General features: G+C 35.2%; 25 protein-coding genes. 16 read left to right on the top strand and 9 right to left on the bottom strand.

Features of this window, described 5'->3' with window-relative positions; all coding sequences use genetic code 11:
- Window positions 1–7 precede the first annotated feature (7 nt).
- Window positions 8–1,990 carry an OmpA family protein gene (locus tag ACLHG9_RS00545; protein WP_410219665.1) on the top strand — a complete coding sequence of 661 codons (1,983 nt, stop codon included), beginning with the start codon at window positions 8–10 and terminating at the stop codon, window positions 1,988–1,990.
- A gap of 56 nt (window positions 1,991–2,046) precedes the next feature.
- Here the strand turns inward: ACLHG9_RS00545 and bcp are convergent, their stop codons facing one another.
- The 4 genes from bcp to ACLHG9_RS00525 all read right to left on the bottom strand — a co-directional run bounded on the left by bcp (window position 2,047) and on the right by ACLHG9_RS00525 (window position 5,428).
- The gene (bcp, locus tag ACLHG9_RS00540) at window positions 2,047–2,508 is read right to left on the bottom strand and encodes a thioredoxin-dependent thiol peroxidase (protein ID WP_410219664.1); all 462 of its coding nucleotides are present in this window, start codon (window positions 2,506–2,508) and stop codon (window positions 2,047–2,049) included.
- A gap of 11 nt (window positions 2,509–2,519) precedes the next feature.
- Window positions 2,520–4,199 carry a M23 family metallopeptidase gene (locus tag ACLHG9_RS00535; RefSeq protein WP_410219663.1) on the bottom strand — a complete coding sequence of 560 codons (1,680 nt, stop codon included), beginning with the start codon at window positions 4,197–4,199 and terminating at the stop codon, window positions 2,520–2,522.
- Between the two features lie 75 nt (window positions 4,200–4,274).
- Window positions 4,275–4,886 carry a fumarylacetoacetate hydrolase family protein gene (locus ACLHG9_RS00530; RefSeq protein WP_410219662.1) on the bottom strand — a complete coding sequence of 204 codons (612 nt, stop codon included), beginning with the start codon at window positions 4,884–4,886 and terminating at the stop codon, window positions 4,275–4,277.
- 26 nt (window positions 4,887–4,912) lie between these two features.
- Window positions 4,913–5,428, bottom strand: a complete 516-nt coding sequence (locus tag ACLHG9_RS00525; protein ID WP_410219661.1) for a T9SS type A sorting domain-containing protein — start codon at window positions 5,426–5,428, stop codon at window positions 4,913–4,915.
- A 200-nt stretch (window positions 5,429–5,628) separates the two neighbouring features.
- Between ACLHG9_RS00525 and ACLHG9_RS00520 the strand changes: the two genes are divergently transcribed.
- Complete coding sequence (locus ACLHG9_RS00520) at window positions 5,629–7,605, top strand: KUP/HAK/KT family potassium transporter (protein WP_410219660.1); 1,977 nt, start codon at window positions 5,629–5,631, stop codon at window positions 7,603–7,605.
- Here ACLHG9_RS00520 and ACLHG9_RS00515 read toward each other — a convergent pair.
- The gene (locus tag ACLHG9_RS00515) at window positions 7,602–8,459 is read right to left on the bottom strand and encodes a UbiA-like polyprenyltransferase (protein WP_410219659.1); all 858 of its coding nucleotides are present in this window, start codon (window positions 8,457–8,459) and stop codon (window positions 7,602–7,604) included. The genes ACLHG9_RS00520 and ACLHG9_RS00515 overlap by 4 nt on opposite strands.
- 20 nt (window positions 8,460–8,479) lie before the next feature.
- Window positions 8,480–9,115, bottom strand: coding sequence for a ribosome biogenesis GTP-binding protein YihA/YsxC (gene yihA / locus ACLHG9_RS00510; RefSeq protein WP_410219658.1), 636 nt, complete (start codon window positions 9,113–9,115; stop codon window positions 8,480–8,482).
- A gap of 113 nt (window positions 9,116–9,228) precedes the next feature.
- Between yihA and ubiE the strand changes: the two genes are divergently transcribed.
- The 14 genes from ubiE (at window position 9,229) to ACLHG9_RS00440 (ending at window position 22,637) form a co-directional block, all read left to right on the top strand.
- Complete coding sequence (ubiE, locus tag ACLHG9_RS00505) at window positions 9,229–9,957, top strand: bifunctional demethylmenaquinone methyltransferase/2-methoxy-6-polyprenyl-1,4-benzoquinol methylase UbiE (RefSeq protein ID WP_410219657.1); 729 nt, start codon at window positions 9,229–9,231, stop codon at window positions 9,955–9,957.
- Complete coding sequence (locus tag ACLHG9_RS00500) at window positions 9,954–10,703, top strand: outer membrane beta-barrel protein (RefSeq protein WP_410219656.1); 750 nt, start codon at window positions 9,954–9,956, stop codon at window positions 10,701–10,703. The genes ubiE and ACLHG9_RS00500 overlap by 4 nt, the downstream gene beginning before the upstream one ends.
- Window positions 10,704–10,750: 47 nt before the next feature.
- Window positions 10,751–11,509 (top strand): SDR family NAD(P)-dependent oxidoreductase, encoded by a 759-nt coding sequence (locus tag ACLHG9_RS00495; RefSeq protein ID WP_410219655.1) that lies wholly within the window; start codon window positions 10,751–10,753, stop codon window positions 11,507–11,509.
- 11 nt (window positions 11,510–11,520) lie between these two features.
- Complete coding sequence (locus ACLHG9_RS00490) at window positions 11,521–11,967, top strand: GatB/YqeY domain-containing protein (protein ID WP_410219654.1); 447 nt, start codon at window positions 11,521–11,523, stop codon at window positions 11,965–11,967.
- 107 nt (window positions 11,968–12,074) lie between these two features.
- The gene (locus ACLHG9_RS00485) at window positions 12,075–12,839 is read left to right on the top strand and encodes an alpha/beta fold hydrolase (protein ID WP_410219653.1); all 765 of its coding nucleotides are present in this window, start codon (window positions 12,075–12,077) and stop codon (window positions 12,837–12,839) included.
- Window positions 12,839–13,501: a CBS domain-containing protein gene (locus ACLHG9_RS00480; RefSeq protein ID WP_410219652.1), complete on the top strand. Its 663-nt coding sequence runs from the start codon at window positions 12,839–12,841 to the stop codon at window positions 13,499–13,501. The genes ACLHG9_RS00485 and ACLHG9_RS00480 overlap by 1 nt, the downstream gene beginning before the upstream one ends.
- A gap of 3 nt (window positions 13,502–13,504) precedes the next feature.
- Entirely contained in the window at window positions 13,505–14,386 is an 882-nt protein-coding gene (locus tag ACLHG9_RS00475; protein ID WP_410219651.1) for an NAD kinase, read from the top strand.
- Between the two features lies 1 nt (window position 14,387).
- A complete protein-coding gene (locus ACLHG9_RS00470; RefSeq protein ID WP_410219650.1) occupies window positions 14,388–15,191 on the top strand; it encodes a DUF6089 family protein in 804 nt (267 codons plus the stop codon).
- Window positions 15,192–15,215: 24 nt separating this feature from the next.
- Entirely contained in the window at window positions 15,216–15,956 is a 741-nt protein-coding gene (locus tag ACLHG9_RS00465; protein ID WP_410219649.1) for an isoprenyl transferase, read from the top strand.
- A 63-nt stretch (window positions 15,957–16,019) separates the two neighbouring features.
- Entirely contained in the window at window positions 16,020–18,557 is a 2,538-nt protein-coding gene (bamA, locus tag ACLHG9_RS00460; protein WP_410219648.1) for an outer membrane protein assembly factor BamA, read from the top strand.
- An 11-nt stretch (window positions 18,558–18,568) separates the two neighbouring features.
- The gene (locus ACLHG9_RS00455) at window positions 18,569–19,099 is read left to right on the top strand and encodes an OmpH family outer membrane protein (RefSeq protein WP_410219647.1); all 531 of its coding nucleotides are present in this window, start codon (window positions 18,569–18,571) and stop codon (window positions 19,097–19,099) included.
- A 35-nt stretch (window positions 19,100–19,134) separates the two neighbouring features.
- Entirely contained in the window at window positions 19,135–19,740 is a 606-nt protein-coding gene (locus ACLHG9_RS00450; protein WP_410219646.1) for an OmpH family outer membrane protein, read from the top strand.
- Window positions 19,741–19,797: 57 nt separating this feature from the next.
- Window positions 19,798–20,622 carry a glutamate racemase gene (murI, locus tag ACLHG9_RS00445; RefSeq protein ID WP_410219645.1) on the top strand — a complete coding sequence of 275 codons (825 nt, stop codon included), beginning with the start codon at window positions 19,798–19,800 and terminating at the stop codon, window positions 20,620–20,622.
- Between the two features lie 113 nt (window positions 20,623–20,735).
- Window positions 20,736–22,637, top strand: a complete 1,902-nt coding sequence (locus ACLHG9_RS00440; RefSeq protein ID WP_410219644.1) for a class II glutamine amidotransferase — start codon at window positions 20,736–20,738, stop codon at window positions 22,635–22,637.
- A gap of 60 nt (window positions 22,638–22,697) precedes the next feature.
- On the opposite strand, the gene ACLHG9_RS00435 is transcribed toward ACLHG9_RS00440, so the two are convergent.
- The 3 genes from ACLHG9_RS00435 to ACLHG9_RS00425 form a co-directional block, all read right to left on the bottom strand.
- Window positions 22,698–23,207: a DUF4199 domain-containing protein gene (locus tag ACLHG9_RS00435; RefSeq protein WP_410219643.1), complete on the bottom strand. Its 510-nt coding sequence runs from the start codon at window positions 23,205–23,207 to the stop codon at window positions 22,698–22,700.
- 110 nt (window positions 23,208–23,317) lie between these two features.
- Window positions 23,318–23,773 carry a response regulator transcription factor gene (locus ACLHG9_RS00430; protein ID WP_410219642.1) on the bottom strand — a complete coding sequence of 152 codons (456 nt, stop codon included), beginning with the start codon at window positions 23,771–23,773 and terminating at the stop codon, window positions 23,318–23,320.
- 97 nt (window positions 23,774–23,870) lie between these two features.
- Complete coding sequence (locus ACLHG9_RS00425) at window positions 23,871–24,497, bottom strand: LysE family translocator (protein ID WP_410219641.1); 627 nt, start codon at window positions 24,495–24,497, stop codon at window positions 23,871–23,873.
- Window positions 24,498–24,690 lie beyond the last annotated feature (193 nt).

Raw genomic sequence — 24,690 nt, 5'->3', positions numbered from 1 at the left:
CCATCCTATGTCACTAAGAAAATTTATACGTTTCTTTTTTGCTTTCTTACTGGTTTATCTCATGCCTTCGTTGTTGTTTTCAGACGATATTAAGGATGCGGATAAACTCTATAAGTCTCTCGATTATAAGTTTGCCTTAGAAATTTATGAAAAAGTAATGCAGAGCAGCCCAAGTATGGAAGTAGCCGAAAAGATTGCTAATTGTTACAGATTTATCAATAACACCGAAAAAGCTGAAACCTGGTACAAAAAAGCATTGCAATATTCAGATGCTCCTGCTTATAATTATAAATATTTGGCCGATGTACTTAAACAAAATGGCAAGTTTGAAGAAGCAGAGCGTAACTACCTTACTTGGGGAGAAAGAGATCAAAGTGTAAATACAGAAGCACAGCAACAGGCAGAGATTTGTCGCACAGCCAAATTCTGGACAGAAAACCCTGATGTTGGAGCCAGTATTAAAAATGAAAAAGCATTGAACTCTGAAAATTCAGATTTCAGTCCGATGTGGGCAGGTAAAGACCTTTTATTGGTCTCGGATCGCTGGCAAAAAGATACTAAGGGGGAAAAAATATATGGGTGGACAGGTAATCCTTATTTAAAACTATATGCCTTGCATGGTGAAAACAAGCAGGTAGAGGCTTTAAACAAAAGAATAAACAGTGGTTTCCACACGGGTCCAGCTGTTGTTAATGCAGCAGCAGATACAATGATTTTTACCCGTTCAGTACCTTTTAAAAATAAAAATAACAGTAATAATCCGGGGCGTCAATATCTATTGATAGCAGTGAAGCAAAATGGCGATTGGGTAGTTAAAGATAGACTTCCGTTTAATAGCGATGGCAAATTCTCTGTCCAGCATCCAGCTTTATCACCCGATGGCAGGATCCTGTATTTTGTATCTGATATGCCTGGAGGTTATGGTGGAATGGATATTTATTATGTAGAAAAACAGGCTAATGGTACCTGGTCTGTACCAGTAAATTGTGGAAATGAGATCAATACTCCTGAAGATGATGTTTTCCCATCGGTAAGAAAAGACGGGAAATTTTATTTTGCTTCAAAAGGGCATATAGGTATGGGTGGATTAGACATCTTTTCTGCCGAGGGCTCTAAAAACAATTTTTCTAAGGTAGAAAATCTGAGAGCTCCGCTTAACTCGCCTAAAGATGATTTCGGGATTGTATTTAATGAGGATAACTTAACTGGTTACTTATCAAGTAATAGAGCAGGAGGAATTGGAATGGATGATATTTATAGCTTTAAATTAGGAATCAAAGTTGAAGAAAAACCTCTCGAAAATATTTATGTGGTCCAGGGTATTGCGGTTGAGAAAGGCAGTAATGCTCCTATTATGGGGTTACAGATTATTCTTCGTAATAAAAATAACGGTGAGGAAACCAGCGTTTTTTCTGATGATCAAGGCAAATTTAGTTTCAGGCTTGATAAAGAAATGGATTATGTGTTAAGTGGTAACTCAGATAAATATTTTACTTCTCAAAGAGGTGATATTTCTACAAAAGGCATTAAGCAATCTACGGTCTTTGAAATTAAGTTTGAATTGGAGAAGTCTAAGAATGCTTATACCATTACCCTTAATAACATTTATTACGATTTTAATAAATGGAATATTAGAAAAGACGCAGAGGCAGAACTAAATAAAGTAGATCAGTTTATGAACAGTATGCCTCAGATCAATCTGGAACTGGTAGCTCACACAGATGCAAGAGGAACAGCAGCCTACAATCAGAAACTTTCTGAAAAAAGAGCAGCCAGCGCTATGAATTACCTGATTGGAAAAGGGATAAATGCACAAAGGCTAAAACCTATAGGAAAAGGTAAGACCCAATTAGTTAACCAATGTGCAGATGGAATTAAATGTACGGAAGCTGAGCATCAGTTAAATCGTCGTACAGAATTTAAGATTATTAAAATTACCCCTGTTGCGTTAATAAAGCATACAGGTGCACCCTCACTTGATTCTAAATAGCTCTTAGAAATCATTTAAATAAAAATACTGCCCTGTTCAGGGCAGTATTTTTATTTTTAGGCAAGAGCCTCTAAAACCTGTTGCGAAGCGTTCTTGGTATCTACCTTATTGATGATATGGGCAATATTCCCATTTTCATCAATAATGAATGTTTTACGGTTTGTGCCCATGTATTTCTTGCCATACATATTTTTTTCTCCCCATACGCCGTATGCTTCAACAATTTGTTTATCAGTATCGGCCAGTAAGGTAAAAGGTAGGTTGTGTTTACTGATAAACTTCTGGTGAGATTTTTCATCGTCAACACTTACACCTAAAACTTCCATACCCTTGGCCTTTAAACTTTGGTAATTATCTCTAAAATCGCAAGCTTCTGTTGTACAACCTGGGGTATCATCTTTAGGATAAAAATATAAGATCACTTTCTTGCCTTTAAATTGGTCAAGCGTAATGGTGTTACCATCCTGGTCTTTTGCTGTAAATGATGGCGCTTTATCGCCTATTTTTAACTCGTTCATTTTATTTCGCTTTATCTATAAAAATCAATTGCATAACGCTTTACGTTATCCTTCATATCAACAACAATCAGCTCAAAACTATGTTTTCCTGGCTTGGTATTTTCATCAAAAGAATGCCACAGATTTGCTGTTTTAGTATCAAATTCCATTAAGATCCATTTCCCATCGATATAACCATTAAAGCTTTTTATCCCTGAAAGATTATCACTGATCCTGAAACTCATTTTGGCTATGCCAGCCATATTTTTACCGTTTGTAATATTAACCGGCACAATATTAGGCGCAATGGTATCTATGGCAATAAAGAAATTTCCAAAAGTTCTTAGGCTTGCTTTAACCCAGCCATTTTCAAAAAAGCCCCCTTGCGAAACATGGTTACTGTTTACAATTAATGCTTTATTCTGATACTTGCTCAAAGAACTGTCTGGTCTAATCCAGATATCAAATCCTGTATGTAAGGGTGTTAAGGCGTTTTGTACTTGGTGCATAGCCGAAAAAGCATTGCCCTGCGGACGGTTATGTTTCTTATAAACAAAATTTAGATCGTTATATAAAGTGCCTTTAGGTAATACAATTTTAACATCCTCAGCGGTATATTCATTTACCTGCCCATAAGGAAATAAAATGCCATCGCCAGCTTTAGGTGTAGGTATTGTTGCCTTATTATTGGCTTGTACGTTAAAGGAAAGTGTGCTTTTATTTCCCTTTGCATCCGTAATTACATATTTTACTTTGTGTAATTTTTCATCTGTAAAGTCAATTCTACCATTATTTACCAAATTATAATAAATTTTTAAAGGGTTGCCCGGATCAACAAAGCTCTTCTGGATATTTTGTTTGGTTTTCTGTGCGGTAGCATAATCTATGTGCGCATTGATAGCCCTGCTGTTCTCAAAGCTGAAACGCTCCAAAGCGGAAGTATAAACTGCGATATCATCTACGAACAATTCAATGCTATATACCCCATTATTACCTGATGCACCATCATGCCTGTCGTTAACTACAATACCAAAACCCACTTCTCCTCCTAAATTTATGGTATTAACCTTGTTAAGCGTGTACGTTCCGTTCACACCTGCAATCTGGAAATATTGTTTAGGTGTAAATTCATTAAAAGCCTGACCATTTAAGCGGTAAACATACATGGCATGGATAACCGGAGGGATATGGTCAGGTATATCAATACCTAACAACTGAGGATTAATCGTAGCTTCAGTTTTGCTGTCACGTAATTCAAAATGTAAATGAGGACCACCTGAACTGCCCGTATTACCAGAATAGGCAATTACCTCGCCTTTACGTACCTGAATCAGGTCTGCATTAGGAAATTCATCAATTTCATATGATTTCTTTACGTATTGTAACTGTTTTACAATCTGGGCTATTTTAGGATTAAATCTTGATAAATGGCCATAAACAGATGTATAACCGTTAGGATGCGTAATATAAAGTGCCAGACCAAAACCGCTGTTTTGTACCCGCAGCCTTGAAATATATCCATCGGCAGTAGCATAAACAGGGTAGCCTGTACGTTGGTTGGTCCTGAAATCAATGCCCGAGTGAAAGTGATTGGCTCTTAGTTCGCCAAATGAGCCGGCAAGTGCAGGGGGTACAATATCAAGCGGATATCTGAAATCTGTTAAAGGGTATTTATTATTACTGAAAACTTGTTGAGCCCTACTTAAGCTCATGTTTAAACAAGTAATTGAAAACAGTAATAAGCCAGTGTATATATTGAATTTGTATAAACGGCTATGATGCATTTTTTATTTGATATGGAAATTAAGTAATTCGGTGCCTTCTAAATGAGCCGTTAAATGATCGCCGATGTTAATTTGCCCTACACCCTCTGGTGTTCCTGTAAAAATCAGATCTCCTTTTTTTAAGGTGATATATTGAGATACAAAAGCAATTATCTTTTCGAAAGAGAACAACAAATTAGCTGTGTGTCCTTTTTGTCTTTTTTCACCATTGATATCCAGCTCAAAATTTAAATTATATAAATCTTTAAACTCATTTTTAGGTAAAAAATTACTGATTACTGCCGAATGGTCAAAAGCTTTGGCCAATTCCCAGGGTAATCCTTTTTGTTTATGCTCGGTTTGTATATCACGAGCGGTAAAATCTATTCCTAATCCAATTTCATCATAGTAACCCGATGCAAATTTCTCGGCAATATGTTTGCCTTCTTTGCATACTTTGAGCACAATTTCTAATTCATAATGAATATCTGAAGAAAAATCGGGCATGTAAAAAGGCTTATTATCTTTAAGTACCGCTGTATCAGGTTTTAGAAATATAACAGGTTTGGTTGGTATTTCGTTGTTTAATTCTTTGGCGTGAGCGGCATAATTTCTGCCTATTGCAATAATTTTCATAAACAAAAGTAGTAAAGAAAAAATATTTAGAGTACAGAAATACGTTTTATTACAGGTTCGCCTCCTGCTATGATCTTAAGAAAATAGATGCCGGGATTTAATTTGTTTGGCAAGGTATAAGTTTTGGTCTGCTCACCATGCGGAGCTTTTTCATTGGCCAATGTTACCACGTCATTGCCCAATAAATCAGTAATCTTGATAGAAAGATTAACCTCCCTGTCCAGTCTTAGATTAACATTCAACTGATCAACTACCGGGTTAGGATAGATTTTTAATACAGTTAGCGTTTTGCCACTTTTGCCAGTTGAAGCTGAGATAAGGTTTGTTTCTTTACCGGCGGCTAATGCACCCATATAAGCTTTAGGTTTATATGGAGTAATGTTTGCCTTAATCTGAGGGGCTTTGGGAATAAAATTTTTGAAACCGTTTTTTATTGATGACGAGTCTACTTTTTGACCAAAAACAGTAAAAGCAAAACTCACCAGCAATACCGAAAGGTAAATGACTTTATTTTTGAGCGCTATTTCTAAGTAGTTTCTCATCGATCTATGGCAACAAAAATATAAAAAAAATATTGAAATTATCAAGCGTGAAACGTATTTGAAAGCATTTTAACAAAATTTAACAGCCTTGTTTAAGTTTCTGATATTGTAAACTTTTAATACAGAACAATGTTTATGTTATGCAGAAGATAAAGTGAATTATATTTTCATAATTTTGTGGCAAAATTAAAGAAACAGAAGTGTCAAAATTTAGTAACGTAAATAAACTTACTGCCGGAGGTGTTTTAGTTAGTTTAGGTATTGTTTTCGGTGATATAGGAACGTCTCCGTTATATACATTAAAAGCCATTTTTAAAACAGCAAAAGAGGTCTCAGAAACTACACATGCGGCTGGTAATTACATTAATCCCGAGTTGGTATTAGGTGCTTTATCTTGCATCATATGGACTTTAACACTGCAAACTACCATAAAATATGTATTAATTACGCTCCGTGCCGACAATAAAGGAGAGGGAGGGATTTTTTCTTTGTACTCATTGGTACGTAAAAGAGCAAAATGGCTGGTTATTCCTGCAATTATTGGAGGAGCTGCCATGCTTGCCGACGGAATTATCACTCCAAGTATTACTGTAACTTCAGCCATTGAGGGGTTAAAAGTAAAATTCCCGCATGTACAGGTATTGCCTATTGTACTGGCCATTGTTACAGTGCTGTTTATCATACAGCAATTTGGCACCAATCTGGTTGGCAAGTTTTTTGGCCCGATTATGTTTGTCTGGTTTGCCACATTGGGTGTGGCAGGTTTAGCACAGGTAATACACGATCCAAGTATTTTTAAAGCACTTAACCCCTATTACGCAGTACATCTATTGGTTACAAATCCGGGTGCTTTAGCAATTTTAGGTGGTGTTTTCCTTTGTACAACAGGGGCCGAAGCACTTTATTCTGATTTAGGTCACTGTGGTAAAGATAATATAAGAGTAAGCTGGACTTTTGTAAAGCTTATGCTTATTTTTAACTATTTAGGACAAGGTGTATGGGTATTGAAAAACCCTAATTATGATCCACATGTGGTAAACCCATTTTTTGAACTCGTTCCGGAAAGTTTAGTGGTTTATATGGTTGCTTTGGCAACAACGGCAGCAGTAATCGCATCTCAAGCTATGATATCGGGTTCTTTTACTCTTATCTCTGAGGCAGTGCGTTTAAACCTTTGGCCAAAAGTAAGGATTAATTATCCAAGCATTCAAAAGGGACAATTATATGTTCCTTCTATTAACTGGATCTTATTTGTGGGCTGTTTAATTGTGGTAAGTGTATTTAAAACTTCAGATAATATGGAAGGGGCATACGGTTTAGCTATTAACCTTACCTTTCTAATGACCACCATTCTGGTTACCGTATTTATGCTGAGAAAGAAATTCCCAAAATATCTTATTGTTCTTTTTGTACTGATTTATGGTGTGATCGAAATTGCTTTCTTAATTGGTAACATGTCTAAATTTGTACATGGAGGCTGGGTAACACTTCTAATCAGTTCGGTTCTGTTAAGTGTAATGTGGACTTGGTACAGTTCAAGGAAAATCAAAAACAGATTTGTTAAATATGTAGAGATAGAAGATTATTTTGATATTATTAAAGAGTTAAGCGTTGACGAGAGTGTACCTAAATACTCTTCGCAATTGGTGTACTTAACCAGTGCTAATTTTAAAACAGAGATTGAATCTAAGATTATTTATTCCATTATTCAGAAAGAACCTAAAAGGGCAGATATTTACTGGCTGGTACACGTTGACGTAATGGACGAGCCTTATACCATGGATTATAAGGTTGAGTTCTTGATACCTGGTAAACTAATCAGAATAGATTTTAAATTAGGTTTTAGAATAGAGCAACGCGTAAATCTGTTATACCGTAAAGTAATTGAAGAACTGGTAAAAAATAATGAGGTAGATATTACCAGTCAATACACTTCTTTAAATAAACATAAAATAGCAGGTGATTTCAGGTTCGTGCTTTTAGAAAAACACTTAAGTAAATTTACCAATCTGAGCTTTTATGAGAGAAGCATTATGGATTACTATTTTATACTTAAACGTTTTGCTTTATCAGAAGTATCAAGTTTTGGTCTTGATTCCAGTTATGTTGAAGTAGAAAAAGTGCCTTTGATTTTTGTGTCGCCTGATGATATAGAACTGAACAGATTGCCTGTTTAATGCGTTCTTAAATAAGCATCAGTTAAAAAACAGATGGCGAAAACCAGAGAAGCATAACCATTTGTAGTGGCAAATGCTTTATTTACTTTGCTGATGTCGGTAGGTTTAACCAGTAGATGTTGATAAATGAGCATAAAGCAGAAGAAAGCAATACCGATGTAATAAGGCCAGCCAAAGCTATAAAAAGCTAAAGGTAATATAACGCAGGTTGCCGAAAGCAAGTGCAGAAATTCAGATAAGCGCAGGGCATTTTTTCTGCCTAATGCGGCAGGTATGGAATGTAGTTTTTCACCTCGGTCAAACTCTTCATCCTGTAAAGCATAAATAATATCAAAACCGCTAACCCAGAATAACACAGCAAAAGCATAAAGTACAGGAACGATATTGAAATGACCGGTTACAGCAATATAAGCGCCTATAGGCGCAAGGCCTAAACCAACTCCCAGAACTAAATGGCATAAAGCAGTAAAACGCTTAGTGTAACTATAAAAAAGTACTACAAACAAAGCAACCGGAGAAAGATAAAAGCATAAAGGATTGATAAACCATGTAGCGGTGATAAACAGAACACAATTCACAATTACAAAAATCAGCGCTTCTTTTGCGCTAATCCTTCCGGCAGGTATGTCACGAGTGACCGTACGTGGGTTTTTGGCATCAATGCTACGGTCTAAATAACGATTAAATGCCATTGCTGCGTTCCGTGCAAATACCATACATAAAATTACAGCTATAAATAACAGCCAATTAAAAGGCTTTTCGGTACTGTTTACGCCCAAAAAAAAACCGATCATGGCAAAAGGTAAAGCAAAAATAGAATGCGCAAATAATACCAATGAAAAATACTTCTTCATGTTCATTCAGATTTTTAAAATTATTCAGTTTCTGGGTTTTTAGCCGCTACATCAGGTAATACAAAATTACTGTTTACCTCCTCTACAAAAGTTAAGATATCATTCTTGCCCAATCCATTTTCAGATGAGGTTAAAAAAGAAGCAGGTACTTCTTCAAACCAGCGTTTCAGTGCTTTGTTAAAAGCAGCCATATTTTGTTTTGACTTATTGATAGACTGCTTATCTGCTTTTGTATAAACAATCACAAAAGGAATACCACATTCGCCCAGCCAGCAGCAAAAATCAAGGTCTATTTGCTGAGGCTCAAGCCTGCTGTCTACCAGCACAAAAACACATTGCAGATTTTCTCTTTTGGTTAAGTAGTTTCTAATAAATTTTTCCCATTTCTCTCTGCTCGATTTGGAAACTTTTGCATAACCATAGCCTGGTAAATCTACAATATACCAGTTGCTGTTAATTAAAAAATGATTGATCAACTGGGTTTTACCTGGTCTTTGAGAGGTCTTAGCCAACCCTTTCTGGCTAACCAGCATATTGATCAATGAAGATTTACCTACGTTTGAACGCCCAATAAAAGCATATTCGGGCATATCTGGAGCAGGCAAAGCCGAAATTTTAGTGTTACTGACAACAAATGTTGCTGATTTAATAAGCATAGGGCAAAGGTAGTAATTTAGTTGGTGAAGTCAGATAAAGCGCTTAAGATGCATACGCTACTTCATCATTTCACAAAAAAATAGATCATTCTTTTCTATCTTTGCAGCATATTATGAATTCAGAAATCACCCCCTACGCAAGTAACGATACTAAGAAAAAGCAGGTTGCAAGCATGTTCAATAACATTTCAAAGACCTATGACTTTTTAAACCATTTTCTCTCTTTAGGTATTGATATTATATGGCGTAAAAAAGCAATCAAAGAACTTTTAAAAGATAAACCACAGCATATTTTAGACGTAGCTACAGGTACTGGAGATTTTGCTTTTGAGGCTATTAAGATTCTTAAACCCCATAAAATTACGGGCGTGGATATTTCTGAAGGAATGTTGGAAGTGGCTAAGCAAAAAATAGCGGAAAGGAGTTTAGGAGAGGTGTTTGAAGTACAGTTGGGAGATTCTGAAGGCCTGCATTTTGAAGACCATACTTTTGATGCCATTACAGTTGCTTTTGGTGTTAGAAATTATGAAAACCTTGAAAAAGGATTAACGGATATGTTAAGGGTATTGAAACCCGGAGGTAAAGTGGTTATCTTAGAATTTTCAAACCCTACGGCATTTCCCATAAAACAGGCTTATCACATCTATTTTAAATATATTACTCCGTTTTTTGGAGGTTTGTTTTCAAAGGATAAAAAAGCCTATTCCTATTTACAAGAATCGGTTGTAGCTTTTCCTGATGGAAAGCGTTTTACAGATCTGATGCAAAAAGTAGGTTATAAAAATACCAAACACCGTTCTTTAACGTTTGGTATAAGTGCCATTTATACCGGTATTAAATGAGAAAACTCTTAACCCTGTTTCTATTATTATCTTGTTTTAGCCTCCATGTTAAGGCGCAAAACTGGGGTGGAGGGATAGATGATGAAGATTTTAACTGGGGCTTTACTTTCCAATATGTTGCTTCCGAATTCAAGATTATAAAAACGCCTAACTGGAGAGCACCTTTTAGAGATGCAGAACAAGGGGGGATTCCGGTAACAGATCCTTTAAATTCTATATCTTCTCCTTTATCTGCCGGATTTGGGATAGGTTTTGTGTTAAATCGTAATGTAAGCAAAAATACAGATCTAAGGTTTACACCTTCAATCGTTTTTAACGACAGGCTTGTTGATTATAAATATGAAACACCCCCTGTTAATAACGTAGCATTTTCAGAAAAACAGCAAAAAGTGCAGTCAACTATGTTAGATCTGCCTTTATTGTTTAAAGTAAAATCGAACAGGCAAAATAATTTCAGAGCCTACTTTTTTGGTGGAGGTAAATACTCTATGGATTTAGCATCGGGTAAAAAATACAAAGATGAAGATTTTGCAGCTATAGATAAGTTCCTTAAGAATAAGAAAGCATTCTTTTCTTATGAAGCAGGTATCGGTTTCGATCTCTATTTTGAATATTTTAAGATGTCGCCCGAGATAAAGATTTCTCATTCCATTGGAAATGTAATGAAAAGAGAAAATACACCTTATGCAACCCCAATAGAGAAAGCCATATTACGCAATTTTACATTTAGTTTGTTTTTCGAGTAAAGACCTTCTGATAAAAACTTTATTTTTGCATTAAAAATCTTAGAGTAATGGCTAAAATTGCATTAATTACCGGTGCAACTTCAGGTATAGGCGAAGCCTGTGCACATACATTTGCAGAACAGGGATATCATTTAATTTTAATTGCCAGAAGAGAGCAATTGCTTGAGAAATTAGCTGAAAACCTGAAACAAAAACACCAGATCGAGGTTAAAAAGATACAGGCCGATGTAAGAGATAAAGAGAATATCGCTTATGTATTGGAAACATTACCTGCACATTGGAAAGAAGTTGATGTGCTGGTAAACAATGCAGGTTTAAGCCAAGGATTAGAACCTATTGATAAAGGTAATCCCGATGACTGGGACACGATGATAGATACCAATATTAAAGGTTTACTATACGTTACCAAGGCAGTTTCGGGATGGATGGTTGAACGAAAAAAAGGCCATATCATTAACATTGGGTCTATAGCAGGAAAAGAGGTATATGCCAATGGTAATGTTTATTGCGCAACTAAACACGCGGTAGATGCGCTAAACAAGGGTATGCGTATAGATTTATTACCACATGGTATTAAAGTTACGGCAATTAATCCGGGTATGGTAGAAACAGAATTCTCAATTGTAAGATTTAAAGGGGATACTGGCCGGGCAAAAAAAGTTTATGACGGTTTAGAACCTTTAATTGCACAGGATATAGCAGATGCAATCTGGTTTGTGGTTAGCAGACCCCCACATGTAAATATTAATGATATGTTAATTATGCCTACCGCACAGGCTAATGGTTCAATTGTAAATAGAAATTAAACAACAGAAAAATGATTTCAGAAAATATAGATCAGGAAATAAAACAGGCCATGTTAGCCAAAGACCAGGTTAAATTAAGGGGATTAAGAGCTATTAAAGCGGCAATCTTATTGGCAAAAACAGAAAAAGGAGGAGCAGAAGACCTGACAGAAGATGCCGAAATTAAAATTCTACAGAAGCTGGTAAAGCAACGCAAAGAATCAGCAGATATTTATAAAAATCAGGGTAGAGAAGACCTGCTTCAGGTAGAACAGGAAGAAATAGAGGTAATCAGTCAATATTTGCCTAAGCAGCTTGAAAGATCAGATATTGAGGAGATTATACAGAAAATCATTATCCAAACAGGAGCAACAAATATAAAAGATATGGGTAAAGTTATGGGACTTGCTAACAAAGAGCTGGCCGGTAAAGCAGAAGGCAAACTGATTGGAGAAATTGTAAAAAGCAGATTGTCTTAATATTTTGTATTCTTAAAGAATAAATTATAATTGTAATAAATTTAAATTACTCTATCCGAATATTGTTAACTTAGTGACACATACCAAATTTATATAACGCAAATTTTATGACATACGAAGTAATACAAGAAGATGGTTTTAAATACATTGAGACAGGTGAGGGCGATCCGCTGGTGTTACTTCATGGCTTAATGGGAGAGTTAAGCAATTGGGAATATACAATAAGCCACTTTAAGCAGAATTACAAGGTTATTGTACCAATTTTGCCCATTTATGATTTACCTATACTTACGCTGGGTGTAAAAGCACTTTCTAAATATTTACTTAAATTTTTGAAATTTAAAAAAATAAACCAAGCTGTTTTAGTAGGTAACTCTTTAGGCGGGCACGTAGGACTGGTTTTTACAGTCAATCATCAAGAATATGTAAAAGCACTTGTGTTAACTGGAAGTTCGGGTTTATATGAGAATGCTTTTGGAGGTTCTTTTCCGAGAAGGGAGAGCTATGACTATGTGCGTGAGAAAGTTGCTTTTACCTTTTATGATCCGGCTATTGCTACTAAAGAACTGGTAGATGAAGTTTTTGCTACCATTAACGATAGGGCAAAAGTCATCAGGATTTTAGCTATGGCTAAATCGGCTATCAGACATAATATGTCTAAAGAGCTTACAAAAATAACCATCCCGGTATCTTTGATTTGGGGTAAACAGGATAAAATTACTCCACCTGAGGTTGCTACTGAGTTTCATGAATGCCTGCCTAATTCTGAACTTAACTGGATAGATAAATGCGGGCACGTTCCAATGATGGAACATCCCGAAGAATTTAACGCTTATTTGGATAAGTTTTTAAAACGCGTATTATTGAAATAATGTTTGCTATAGAACTCATTTCGGATATTATACCTCCGCTAAGGACCTCTGATACGGCTCAGAAAGCTTTGGAGAGAATGAGTGAGTTCAAAATTTTTCATCTTCCAATTGTAAACGAAGCTCAGTTTTTGGGTCTTGTATCAGAAGAAGAACTGATAGAGGTAAGAGATCAGCAAACACCAATAGGTGCATTATCATTATCACTTATTAATCCTTTTGTATTTGATAATTCTCATATATATGATGTTATAAAGTTATTTCATCAGCTGCGGCTATCAATAATGCCTGTTTTAAATCAAAAGAATAATTATTTAGGACTTATATCAATCAATAGCCTGATCAATTATACAGCTTCTATCTTTTCTGTAGATGAACCGGGAGGTATTATTGCTTTATCCATAAGCAACAGAAACAACTCTTTGGCACACATGGCTCAGATTGTAGAATCAGATAACGCACAAATACTTTCATCATATATAAGGTCTTTTCCAGATTCTACACGTTTAGAAGTTACTTTAAAGATAAATAAAACAGATCTTTCTGCTATTATAGCTTCTTTTGAACGATATGATTACGAAATAAGAGCCGTATTTAACAATACCGCTTATGATGATGGTTCATGGGACAGATACCAGTCCTTTATGAACTATTTAAATGTATAACCTATGAAAATAGCTATTTACGGTAGAGATTTTAATGACAATGTACTACCTTATGTACAGGAGATATTTGATAGCTTGGCCGAGTACAATATAAAGATCACGGTTTTTCAAAAGTTTTTCAATTTCATACACCAAAAAGTACAACTCCCAACAGATACAGAAACTTTTCAGGAACATACTCAATTGTTAAACAGTACAGATGTATTGTTAAGTTTAGGAGGCGATGGCACTTTGTTAGATACTTTAACGTTGATAAGAGATTCCAAAATTCCTGTAATAGGAATAAACTTTGGACGTTTAGGCTTTCTGGCGAGTATCAATAAAGCTGATATTAAAGCAGCCATCAGAGCACTTGTAAACGGTGAATATACTTTAGATAAACGCAGTATATTAAACCTCGAATCGCCTAATAATTTATTTGGAAAAGAGAATTTTGCTTTAAATGATATTACCATTCATCGCAGAGATGATTCAGCCATGATGATCATTCATGCTTATATGAATGGGGAGTTTGTAAACTCTTATTGGGCAGATGGGTTAATCATAGCAACGCCAACAGGGTCTACAGCTTATTCTTTAAGCTGCGGAGGACCTATCATTTTACCCAGTGCACAAAACTTTGTCATTACCCCTGTAGCTCCGCACAACTTAAATGTAAGACCTGTTATTGTACCCGATGATGTGCGACTTACTTTTCAGGTAGAAGCCAGAAGTACGAAATTTCTTTTAACCTGCGATTCAAGGACCGAAACGGTTGACCGCAAAATTGAAATAAACATCAGTAAAGCTAATTTTCACATAAATTTAGTCCGATTAAATAATGAAACCTTTTTAACTACGTTAAGGAATAAATTGCTTTGGGGTATAGATACGCGAAATTATTAGCATGCTAAAAAAGGCTTTAATCATTTTCTTATTTTTATTAACTATTAAAACCGTAGGTTTCGCCCAGACTTTAGAAATTGGTGGTTTTGGTGGTGGCGCAGGGTATATGGGAGATTTAAATCCCGATAATCCTTTAAAAATAAGTGGCTTTGCAGCAGGTGGTTTTATCAAAAATAATTTTAATCCTTATTGGTCTTTAGGTCTATATGTTACTACTTCAAAAATAAAAGGAGATGACGCAAGCTCTAAAAATCAACAATTCAGAGATCGTAACCTGAATTTCTATACACCTTTAACAGAATTTGCCTTGATGGTTGATTTTAATTTTTTAGACTATATTCTTGAAGGAGGACGCCATAAAGTAACACCTTATTTATATGCCGGTGTAGGTATGGCACTATTTAATCCCAAAACCAGGTATATGGATAAAACCTACGAATTGAGATATTATTTAACAGAAGGGCAGGACAAAATGTATGAGAATTACGCATTGGCCATTCCTTATGGAGTTGGTGTAAAGTACAATATAGCAGGCAACTGGAGCACTACAGCAAGCCTCGGGTATAGAAATGCCTATACCGATTATCTGGATGATGTAAGCGGATATTACCCTGACCCCTCGCAGTTAAGCAAAGACAGCAATATATCGCACCTGCAAAAAGTTTTTTCAGACAGATCTGGCGAAAATACAGGAATTTATATCGGAAAGCCTAATACACAGCGTGGAGATTTTAGAAAAAGAGATACTTATCTATTTGTTGGTATTGGCATAACTTATACCTTTGTGAGCCAAAAGTGCTTCTAAGTTAATAGGATCGCTAAATAATACATGAGCTTTAAAGAACAAATTGATTTAACCAAATTGCCACAACACATTGCCATTATAATGGATGGAAATGGACGATGGGCAAAAAATAAAGGAAAATTTAGAGTATTTGGACACGAGAGTGGTGTTTTATCCGTAAAAGATATTGTAGAAGGATGTATAGAAGTAGGCGTTAAATATCTTACAGTGTATGCGTTTTCTACAGAAAACTGGAACAGGCCAATTGAGGAAGTAAATGCATTGATGGAATTACTCATTTCAACTATCAACCAAGAAGCAGAAACCCTGAACAAAAATAATATCAGGCTTAATGCCATAGGTGATATCAATTCTTTACCGCAAAAGTGTATTGATGATTTGCATGATGCCATGCAAAAAACGAAGAATAACAATAAATGTACACTTACACTGGCATTGAGTTATAGCGCTAAATGGGAGCTTGTTGAAGCTGCAAAAAAAATAGCAGCAAAAGTTAAGGCCGGCGAATTAAACCTGAACGATATAAACGAACAGGAGTTAGCCGCACAACTAACTACATATAACATTCCAGATCCGGAATTAATGATCAGAACCAGTGGCGAACACAGGATAAGTAATTTTCTGTTATGGCAGTTAGCATATACAGAACTTTATTTTACTGAAACGCTTTGGCCTGATTTCAGACGCGAACATCTTTTTGAGGCTATTGTAGATTATCAGAAAAGAGAACGCAGATTTGGCAAAATTAGTGAGCAATTAAACTAATTTTTCTTTTAACACTTTTTAACATGACTTTAAATTAACTTAGCCACCTATTACAAATTATAAATGAGAATCTTTTATCAATTCATTTTTCTGGTGTTTTTTGGTTTGCCTGCAATGGCGCAAATTAGAAATATGCAAACTATGCCTTCTTTAAAGGTACAGGGCTCTGATTTAGATTATTTTAATCCGAGAGAATATATAATAGGGGGAACAACTTTAACCGGGACTAAATATCTGGATAAAGATGTAATCATTACATTATCCAAACTTATTAAAGGAGAAAGCGTAATGTTGCCGGGTGAGGCTACTGCCAATGCCATTAAAAACCTGTGGGTACAGGGTTTATTTGATGATATTGAGGTAAATGTAGATAAAGTAAATGGCGATACGGTATATTTTAACATAGCTGTTGTTGAGAAACCTAGATTAAGCGGTTTTGAATTTGTGGGCTTAACCAAATCTCAAAAGAATGATATCTCAGAAAAATTAGCAGATAAGGCAGGTAAAAGTATCATAAACGATAACCTTTTTAATACTACAAAATCTGTTATAACCAAGTACATGTACGAAAAAGGTTTTTTCTACACCACGGTAGATTATAAACAAAAGCCTGATCCAAATCAGGAAAACAGCGTTATACTTGTAGTTGATGTAAACAAAGGGCGCCGGGTTAAAGTACAAAAAATAGAATTTACCGGTAATAAGGAGTTTTCATCAAGAAAACTAAGATCATATCTTAAAAAGACCAAACAGCGGGCATTTTATAAGATTTTTGGCAGTGGTAAATTTAATAAAGAAAAATACGAAGAAGATAAGCTTAAGCTGATCTCAAAAATGCATGAGAAAGGATACCGTGATGCTACTATCATCAAAGACAGTCTTTACAAATACGATGATAAAACTGTGGGTATCAAAATAGATTTATACGAAGGACCTAAATATTATTTCGGAAATATCAACTGGATAGGTAACGCAAAGTACCCTACCAGCGCATTAGAGAAGATTTTTGGTATAGAAAAAGGTGAAGTATTTAGCGAAGAAAAATTAGAAAAGAAACTTCGTGGCAGCGCAAACGGTGATGACGTATCAAGTCTTTACCTAAACGACGGTTACCTGACTTTTAATGTAGATCCGGTGCAAACTAAGATCAGAAAAGATACAATTGATATAGAAATGCGTATCTATGAAGGCCCCCAATATACCAACAACAGAATTTCTGTACAGGGTAATACCATTACTAACGATAGGGTAGTAATTAGAGAAATCCGTACCAAACCAGGAGAGAAATTTTCCAAGGACCTTTTGATCAGAAGTGTTCGTGAAATTGGCCAGCTAGGTAACTTTGATGAGGCTAAAACCAATCCAGTTCCAAAACCGAATCCGGCTGATGGTACAGTAGATATTGTTTACCATGTTGAAGAAAAACCATCAGACCAGATAGAGTTATCAGGAGGTTTTGGCGGTGGTCGTGTAATCGGTACCTTAGGTTTAACTTTTAACAACTTCTCATTGAGAAACCTATTTAAAGGTGAAGCTTATAGACCACTTCCTAAAGGAGATGGGCAACGTTTAAGCTTACGCGGACAAACTAACGGAAAATACTACCAGTCATACAGTTTCTCGTTCTCTGAACCTTGGTTTGGAGGTAAAAAACCAGTTAGTTTTGGTTTAAGTGCATTTACGTCTTTGCAATCAAATGGTTTATCATCATCTAATGCGAGTTTCTATAAAATACGCTTAAATGGAGTTTCGGTGAGCTTAGGTAGAAAATTAAAATGGCCTGATAACTGGTTTGCTTTAGTACATTCGGTTAACCTGAACCAGTATATATTACAGAACTATCCAGGGTATTTGTTTAGCACCGGTACATCATACAACCTGAACTTTACACAGGAGATCAGTCGTGATTCAAGAAATCATAATATTTTCCCTACTGGAGGTTCTTATATTAAATTTACTGTACAGGCAACCCCACCATATTCATTGTTGAATAACGTTAACTACGCAATAGCATCAGATAAACAACGTTATAAGTTTACTGAATACCATAAATGGAAATTTGAGGCACAATGGTTTGAAACTTTAGTGGGTAAATTGGTGTTTAAAGGACAGGCACAATTTGGTTTCTTAGGTTCATATAACAGTGCGGTAGGTCAGTCGGCTTTTGAACGCTTTAAGTTAGGTGGTGATGGTATGCAAGGTTTTGACTTCTTACAGGGATCAGAAATTATAGCGATGCGTGGGTATTCGAATAACTCTGTTATTCCGGTTGGAGCAGATCCTAATATTGCACAAAGTTCGGGAAGCCCTATTTTTACTAAATATGTAATGGAGTTAAGACATCCGGTTATCAACTCGCAACAGGCAACGGCATTTTTAACAGCATTTGCAGAGGCCGGAAATACCTGGAACAGATTTAGCGATTTCAATCCGTTTAACGTTAGACGTTCTGTAGGTGTTGGAGCTAAAATATTTTTGCCGATATTTGGATTGTTGGGTATTGATTATGGATACGGTTTTGATAAGATACCGGGTTTGCCAGATGCTAACAAAGGACAGTTCCACTTTAGTATAGCACAACAACTGGGCGGTTTTAACTAAAAATAACACACATGAAAAAAATTGTTTTAGCCTGTTTATTTCTGTTATGTGGTTTAACTGTATCGGCACAAAAATTTGCCTATGTAGATACAGAGTATATTTTAAAACATTTACCAGATTATAAATCCTCACAAACACAGTTAGAAGGATTGTCGCAGCAATACCAGAAAGATGTAGATCAGTTGTTTGCAGAAGTAGATAAAATGTATCGTGCATATCAAGCAGACCAGGTACTGCTAACAGATGATATGCGCAAAAGACGTGAGAATGAGATTATAGAGAAAGAGAAAAAAGCAAAAGAAATTCAAAGACAAAAATTTGGTCCGGAAGGAGATCTGTTTCAAATGCGTACCAAGCTTTTAAAACCTATTCAGGAAAAAGTAGCGAAAGCTGTAGGAGAAGTTGCTAAAATCAAATACCTTGATTTCGTTTTTGATAAAAGCAGCGAATCTACCATGATGATTTATGCAAGTGCATCATTTGATATCAGTAATGATGTGATTGTTAAATTAGGCTTTAAGCCTGGAACTGTAGTAAAATAGTATTTTAGAAAATTAAATTAGGAAAATAAGAAAAAATGAGAAAGTTAATTAACGTAATTTGCGTAACGGCGGGTTTGATGCTTAGCGTAAGTGTGGCAAATGCACAACAAAAATTAGGGCACATCAATTCTGAAGCGATTTTAAGTGTTTGGGGAGATTGGACAAAAGCGGCTACAGAAATTAATAACCTTTCTAATACTAAGCAGCAAGAGATCGATAAAATGATGGGCGAGTACCAGACTAAGCTTAAAGCTGCTCAGGACAAAGAAGATTCAAGAAGTGTTTCTAACCAAGCGCAAGTTAACCAGGAATTAGAGAAAATGGGTAAAGAGCTTAATGATTTGCAAAACAGAATTCAGGCAGCAAGAGAAAAAGCTCAAAAAGACATTGAAACTAAACAACAAGAATTGTTTTCACCTTTGCATACCAAAATAGGAAACGTGATTAAAGCTGTAGCGAAAGAAAAAGGTTTCGCTTATATATTTGACATTGCTGCCTCTCAAGGTTTCAACAATATTATTTATTCTGATGGAGGAGAAGATCTTACCGCAGAAATTAAATCAAAATTAGGTATTTCTGCCACAGCGCCGGCACCAGCTGCAAATAAACCTGCCGCAGGAGCTACAAAACCTAAAAATTAGTAACAGATTTTACTAAATTTGAAAACGGAATTGAAGATAGCTCAATTCCGTTTTTTTATGGAAAGAGAATTTTCAATAGGTGTTTTTGATTCGGGTTACGGTGGGCTAACCGTTCTTAAATCTATTATAGAAATCCTGCCAGACTATAATTATATTTATTTAGGTGATAATGCCCGTTCTCCTTATGGAGACCATAGCTTTGAAACCGTTTATCATTATACACTGCAAAGTGTAGAATGGCTATTTAGTAAAGGTTGCAAACTGGTTATATTGGCTTGTAACACAGCTTCGGCAAAAGCACTTAGAAATATACAGCAATTGGTTTTACCTAAAAAATACCCTGATTACAGGGTTTTGGGTGTAATTAGACCTACAGCCGAAATAATAGGTAATTTTACTCAAACTCAAAAAGTAGGTATATTAGGTACCAGGGGAACGGTTCGTTCAAACTCTTATCCTATAGAGATCAGCCATTTTTTTTCGGATGTTGAAGTATTTCAGCAAAGCTGTCCTTTATGGGTACCTTTGATAGAAAATAACGAGCATTTAAATGAAGGCGCAGATTATTTTGTAAAGAAATATTTAGATGAATTATTTGTTCAATCTAAAGATATAGATACGTTGCTGTTAGCTTGTACGCATTATCCATTAATGATTCCTAAGATAGCAGCACATGTCTCTAACCAGATTAAGATAGTAGCACAGGCAGATATTGTTGCCAAAAGTCTCCTTGATTATCTAAACAGACATCCTGAAATAGAAAATGGATTGTTTAAAAATCAGGAACGACTATTTTATACATCTGGAGATACCGAAAACTTTGATCAACATGCAGCTGTTTTTTTAGAACAGGCTGTAACATCTTTAAAAATGGAATGGTAAATATTTAAGATCCAGAAATATAACATAAAAATGATGGTGAAGCTGAATTTTTATCATCCTTGTTTCTGGTTTTTAATTTTTAAAAGGGTAAATTTGCGCTTCAATACAAATCAATGAGCGATCAGATCAAACACGAATGCGGAATAGCCTTTATCCGCTTGTTAAAACCTCTCTCATATTACCAGGAAAAATACGGTACAACACTTTACGGCCTGAATAAACTTTATCTCTTAATGGAGAAACAGCATAACCGCGGACAAGATGGCGCGGGTATCGCTACCATTAAACTAGATATGAAGCCAGGTAGCCGCTACATTAGCCGTTACCGCTCAATGGCCCAAAATGCAGTATCAGATATCTTCAGCTATGTACAAAACAAATTTGTAAACATACAAGAAGAAACGCCTGAGTTAATGAAAGATGCTGAATACCTTAAACAAAATGTAAGCTTTGTTGGCGAGGTTTTAATGGGGCATTTGCGTTATGGTACACATGGAAAGAACAGTATTGAAAACTGCCATCCTTTTTTACGTCAGAATAACTGGATGACCAGAAACCTGGTTATAGCTGGTAACTTTAACATGACCAACGTAGATGAGTTGTTAGAGCAGCTTTACGAACTGGGTCAGCATCCTAAAGAAAAAGCTGATACTGTAACCGTATTAGAAAAGATCGGCCATTTTTTAGATGATGAAAATCAGGAACTTTTTGATGAATATAAAAAAGAAGGCTTAAGTAATGTAGAAATTACCCAAAAGATTTCTAAAAACCTTAATATTGCTAATATCTTACGCCGATCGGCTAAAAATTGGGATGGAGGATATACCATTTGTGGTATTGTAGGTAATGGCGATGCTTTCATACTGCGTGATCCGGCTGGAGTAAGACCCGCCTTCTATTATGCAGACGATGAGATTGTAGTGGCCGCATCAGAACGTCCGGCTATACAAACCGCTTTTAACATACCAATTAAAGATGTAAGGGAAATAGAACCCGGACATGCGCTTATTGTGAAGAAAGACGGGACAGTAAGCCAGGAAATGTACCGCGATCCTGTAGAAAAAAGAGCCTGTTCTTTTGAACGCATTTATTTTTCAAGAGGAAGTGATGCCGATATTTATAAAGAACGTAAAAAATTAGGGCAGTTACTTTGTCCGCAGGTTTTACAGGCAGTTAACCACGATATTAAAAATACAGTATTCTCTTTTATTCCTAATACTGCCGAAGTTTCGTTTTACGGTATGGTAGAAGGTGTAAATGAATACATCAGAAATCTCCAAAAAGAAAAGCTCATTAAAAACAAAGAAAATTTAAACGATGAGCAACTGGATGAATTACTATCGCTAAGACCAAGAGTTGAGAAACTGGCGATTAAAGATGTTAAGCTGCGCACCTTTATTACACAAGATGCAGATCGTAGTGAAATGGTGGCACACGTATATGATACCACTTATGGTATTATAGAAAACCATGTAGATACTTTGGTAGCCATAGATGATTCTATTGTGAGAGGTACAACCCTTAAACAAAGTATCATTAAAATTATAGATAGGTTACATCCTAAAAAAATAATTATTGTTTCTTCTGCACCACAAATCAGATATCCTGACTGTTATGGGATTGATATGTCTAAAATGGGACAATTTGTAGCTTTTGATGCCGCTATACAATTATTGAAAGAAAGAGGGATGGAACATATTATTGAAGAAGTTTACGAGAAATGTAAAGCTTCTTTATTGCTGCCGAAAAATCAGATTGTAAATCACGTAAAGGAAATTTATAAACCGTTTAAACAACAGGAAATTTCTGATAAAATAGCTGAAATTATCACACCCGAAGGTACAAATGCAGAAGTACAATTAATTTATCAGACTTTAGATAACCTTCATCTGGCTACACCTAATCATACTGGTGATTGGTATTTTTCAGGAAATTATCCTACTGCTGGAGGAAATAAAGTAGTAAACAAAGCTTTTGTAAACTGGAAAGAAGGCAATAATCAAAGAGCGTACTAAAATTCCTCATAAATAAAAAAGCAGTGTTTTTAACACTGCTTTTTTATTAGCCATTAAATATTAATTTTCTATTGGTTTTCTTTTAAGTATCAAGGCGCTTATAAAGGCAACTACCAGCCCTACAGGCAATACTTCTGAATACGTAATTAAAATTACAAAAAGAGGGTTTTTATACATCTTTTTAAAACTTTCCATTTCTGCGGTCTTAGCTGCCAGATCATTTGCAGAGCACTGCTTTAAAACATGAGAAGTATATATGTCAATAAAATCGGGTACGAATAAATAATAATAGAACAGCCATACAATAACATACATAGTAGAAGCTACGAAGGTTATCAAAACACCTGTCTTTAAGGCTTTCCCAAAAGAGATTTTACCATTTAGATACTTGTTCCTATAATTTCTTACTCCAAAGAAAATAAGTGAGAAAAGTACGATCATTGCAGTGTAACCTGCAATATCATTACCCTTAAACTCGGGTTTATTGTACATTATATTGATCATTAAGATCATGTTAGCACATAAAATTACCCCAATAATTAAACCGAAAATCAATACCGTCTTTTTCATTTTTTTACCATTTAAATTGCTGTAAAATTAAAATCAGGAAATGAAGTTTAGTTCATACTTTAGTACCAAAAACATTTTTTAGGAATACTTTATTTAAAGTAGACGATAATTTATTCAACAATTTTCAGTCTTTTGGCTTTTTCTATGGCCTGCGTCCTGCTTTTTACATTCATTTTCAAGAGAAGGTTGGAAACATGGGTTTTAATCGTACTTACCGAAAGAAACAGATGATCAGCTATATCGGCATTACTGTAACCCTTTGTTAAAAGTTTCAATACTTCATATTCACGGTTACTTAAGTTTAATTTCTGCAACTCGTTTTTATCAATCAGGGAATTTTCGGGAATTTCTTTTTCAATAATAAGAATGTTATTTTTTTGTTTTGCGAACTGATTTGTGATCCAAATACCTAATATGGTGAAAAATAAAGCAACCATACCAGTATAAATTTCTATTCTAAGGTCGTCAATTAAAAATTTCCATTGCATCCATTTTAATATAAATATTAGCATGGCTAAAATAGACCCATAGAAGCAGGCGTAACGAAATTCTTTTATAAATGACATGAATAGATATTGAAGTACATACAAATAAGTTAATTACCTGGTATGATGAATTATCTAAAGATACTGTTAAATTTCTTTTATAGAACAGAAAGATACCTTAACTATAGAATTGCAGATAAGTTTTTAAGATTAGCCATATCGCAAAAGCAATGATAACTATCCCGGCCAGTTTGTTGAGCAATTTAAGATGGCTCTCATGTATGCGATAGCGCAATTTACCGGCATAGAAAGTTTTAACGGCATCGATACAAAGTTGAGTAAGTAAGGCTATAATAAAACAAATAATCTTCTCATACATTAAATTATTAAGCTTAACAGAGATGATACCGCTTACCACTACCCAAAACATGAAAGTAGAAGGTGTTAAAATACACATCAAAAAACCCTTGATAATATAACCCCGCTTACTGATCTTAACCAAGCTGTTTTCCTGGTAATTTAGTGATATGCGAGAGGAGATATAATAAATGCCCACTCCAAGCAGGAACAGGCCTCCTATAATACCGATATATTTATCTAAATTTTCCCTGTATACAAAAAACTGGCTACCAAAAAGAACGATACTGATTAAGATAATATCGCTGATAAAAACGCCAATTGCTAAAGAAAAGCCCGCTTTAAAGCCTCTTTCAATAGCTGTTTTAATCATGGCAAAGAAAACCGGACCAGTTATAAATGAGGAAATTAACCCTGCACCAAGACCTAATATAATCGCTTCAAACATTAATATCTGCCGTAAAAATTTTTGCTAATATGCACTTTTGTAAGTTAAAAATATATTTTTTAATTTTTAACATCTATGTAAGTCCCTTTGTTTCGATCTGTATTTTTTGAAAAAAATAAGATACTTTTTACGTTATTTTTAACAAAAATAGGTTGGCATTTATAAATTTTTTAAGTTAGGCCAAAATTTCAAA

It is taken from the genome of Pedobacter sp., from assembly GCF_046462515.1.
GTDB lineage: Bacteria > Bacteroidota > Bacteroidia > Sphingobacteriales > Sphingobacteriaceae > Pedobacter.
Note: the sequence above shows the minus strand (reverse complement) of the source record. Positions and strands in the feature narration are given on the sequence as shown.

What these genes read in the sequence shown, in the direction of transcription:
- ACLHG9_RS00435 (WP_410219643.1), bottom strand. Translation starts at nt 23,207, where the DNA reads ATGAAAAAGACGGTATTGATTTTCGGTTTAATTATTGGGGTAATTTTA.
- bamA (WP_410219648.1), top strand. Translation starts at nt 16,020, where the DNA reads ATGAGAATCTTTTATCAATTCATTTTTCTGGTGTTTTTTGGTTTGCCT.
- ACLHG9_RS00430 (WP_410219642.1), bottom strand. Translation starts at nt 23,773, where the DNA reads ATGTCATTTATAAAAGAATTTCGTTACGCCTGCTTCTATGGGTCTATT.
- ACLHG9_RS00425 (WP_410219641.1), bottom strand. Translation starts at nt 24,497, where the DNA reads ATGTTTGAAGCGATTATATTAGGTCTTGGTGCAGGGTTAATTTCCTCA.
- ACLHG9_RS00500 (WP_410219656.1), top strand. Translation starts at nt 9,954, where the DNA reads ATGAGAAAACTCTTAACCCTGTTTCTATTATTATCTTGTTTTAGCCTC.
- ACLHG9_RS00470 (WP_410219650.1), top strand. Translation starts at nt 14,388, where the DNA reads ATGCTAAAAAAGGCTTTAATCATTTTCTTATTTTTATTAACTATTAAA.
- ACLHG9_RS00480 (WP_410219652.1), top strand. Translation starts at nt 12,839, where the DNA reads ATGTTTGCTATAGAACTCATTTCGGATATTATACCTCCGCTAAGGACC.
- ACLHG9_RS00515 (WP_410219659.1), bottom strand. Translation starts at nt 8,459, where the DNA reads ATGAAGAAGTATTTTTCATTGGTATTATTTGCGCATTCTATTTTTGCT.
- yihA (WP_410219658.1), bottom strand. Translation starts at nt 9,115, where the DNA reads ATGCTTATTAAATCAGCAACATTTGTTGTCAGTAACACTAAAATTTCG.
- bcp (WP_410219664.1), bottom strand. Translation starts at nt 2,508, where the DNA reads ATGAACGAGTTAAAAATAGGCGATAAAGCGCCATCATTTACAGCAAAA.
- ACLHG9_RS00530 (WP_410219662.1), bottom strand. Translation starts at nt 4,886, where the DNA reads ATGAAAATTATTGCAATAGGCAGAAATTATGCCGCTCACGCCAAAGAA.
- ACLHG9_RS00475 (WP_410219651.1), top strand. Translation starts at nt 13,505, where the DNA reads ATGAAAATAGCTATTTACGGTAGAGATTTTAATGACAATGTACTACCT.
- ACLHG9_RS00495 (WP_410219655.1), top strand. Translation starts at nt 10,751, where the DNA reads ATGGCTAAAATTGCATTAATTACCGGTGCAACTTCAGGTATAGGCGAA.
- ACLHG9_RS00485 (WP_410219653.1), top strand. Translation starts at nt 12,075, where the DNA reads ATGACATACGAAGTAATACAAGAAGATGGTTTTAAATACATTGAGACA.
- ACLHG9_RS00545 (WP_410219665.1), top strand. Translation starts at nt 8, where the DNA reads ATGTCACTAAGAAAATTTATACGTTTCTTTTTTGCTTTCTTACTGGTT.
- ACLHG9_RS00440 (WP_410219644.1), top strand. Translation starts at nt 20,736, where the DNA reads ATGAGCGATCAGATCAAACACGAATGCGGAATAGCCTTTATCCGCTTG.
- murI (WP_410219645.1), top strand. Translation starts at nt 19,798, where the DNA reads ATGGAAAGAGAATTTTCAATAGGTGTTTTTGATTCGGGTTACGGTGGG.
- ACLHG9_RS00450 (WP_410219646.1), top strand. Translation starts at nt 19,135, where the DNA reads ATGAGAAAGTTAATTAACGTAATTTGCGTAACGGCGGGTTTGATGCTT.
- ACLHG9_RS00455 (WP_410219647.1), top strand. Translation starts at nt 18,569, where the DNA reads ATGAAAAAAATTGTTTTAGCCTGTTTATTTCTGTTATGTGGTTTAACT.
- ACLHG9_RS00490 (WP_410219654.1), top strand. Translation starts at nt 11,521, where the DNA reads ATGATTTCAGAAAATATAGATCAGGAAATAAAACAGGCCATGTTAGCC.
- ACLHG9_RS00465 (WP_410219649.1), top strand. Translation starts at nt 15,216, where the DNA reads ATGAGCTTTAAAGAACAAATTGATTTAACCAAATTGCCACAACACATT.
- ubiE (WP_410219657.1), top strand. Translation starts at nt 9,229, where the DNA reads ATGAATTCAGAAATCACCCCCTACGCAAGTAACGATACTAAGAAAAAG.
- ACLHG9_RS00525 (WP_410219661.1), bottom strand. Translation starts at nt 5,428, where the DNA reads ATGAGAAACTACTTAGAAATAGCGCTCAAAAATAAAGTCATTTACCTT.
- ACLHG9_RS00535 (WP_410219663.1), bottom strand. Translation starts at nt 4,199, where the DNA reads ATGAGCTTAAGTAGGGCTCAACAAGTTTTCAGTAATAATAAATACCCT.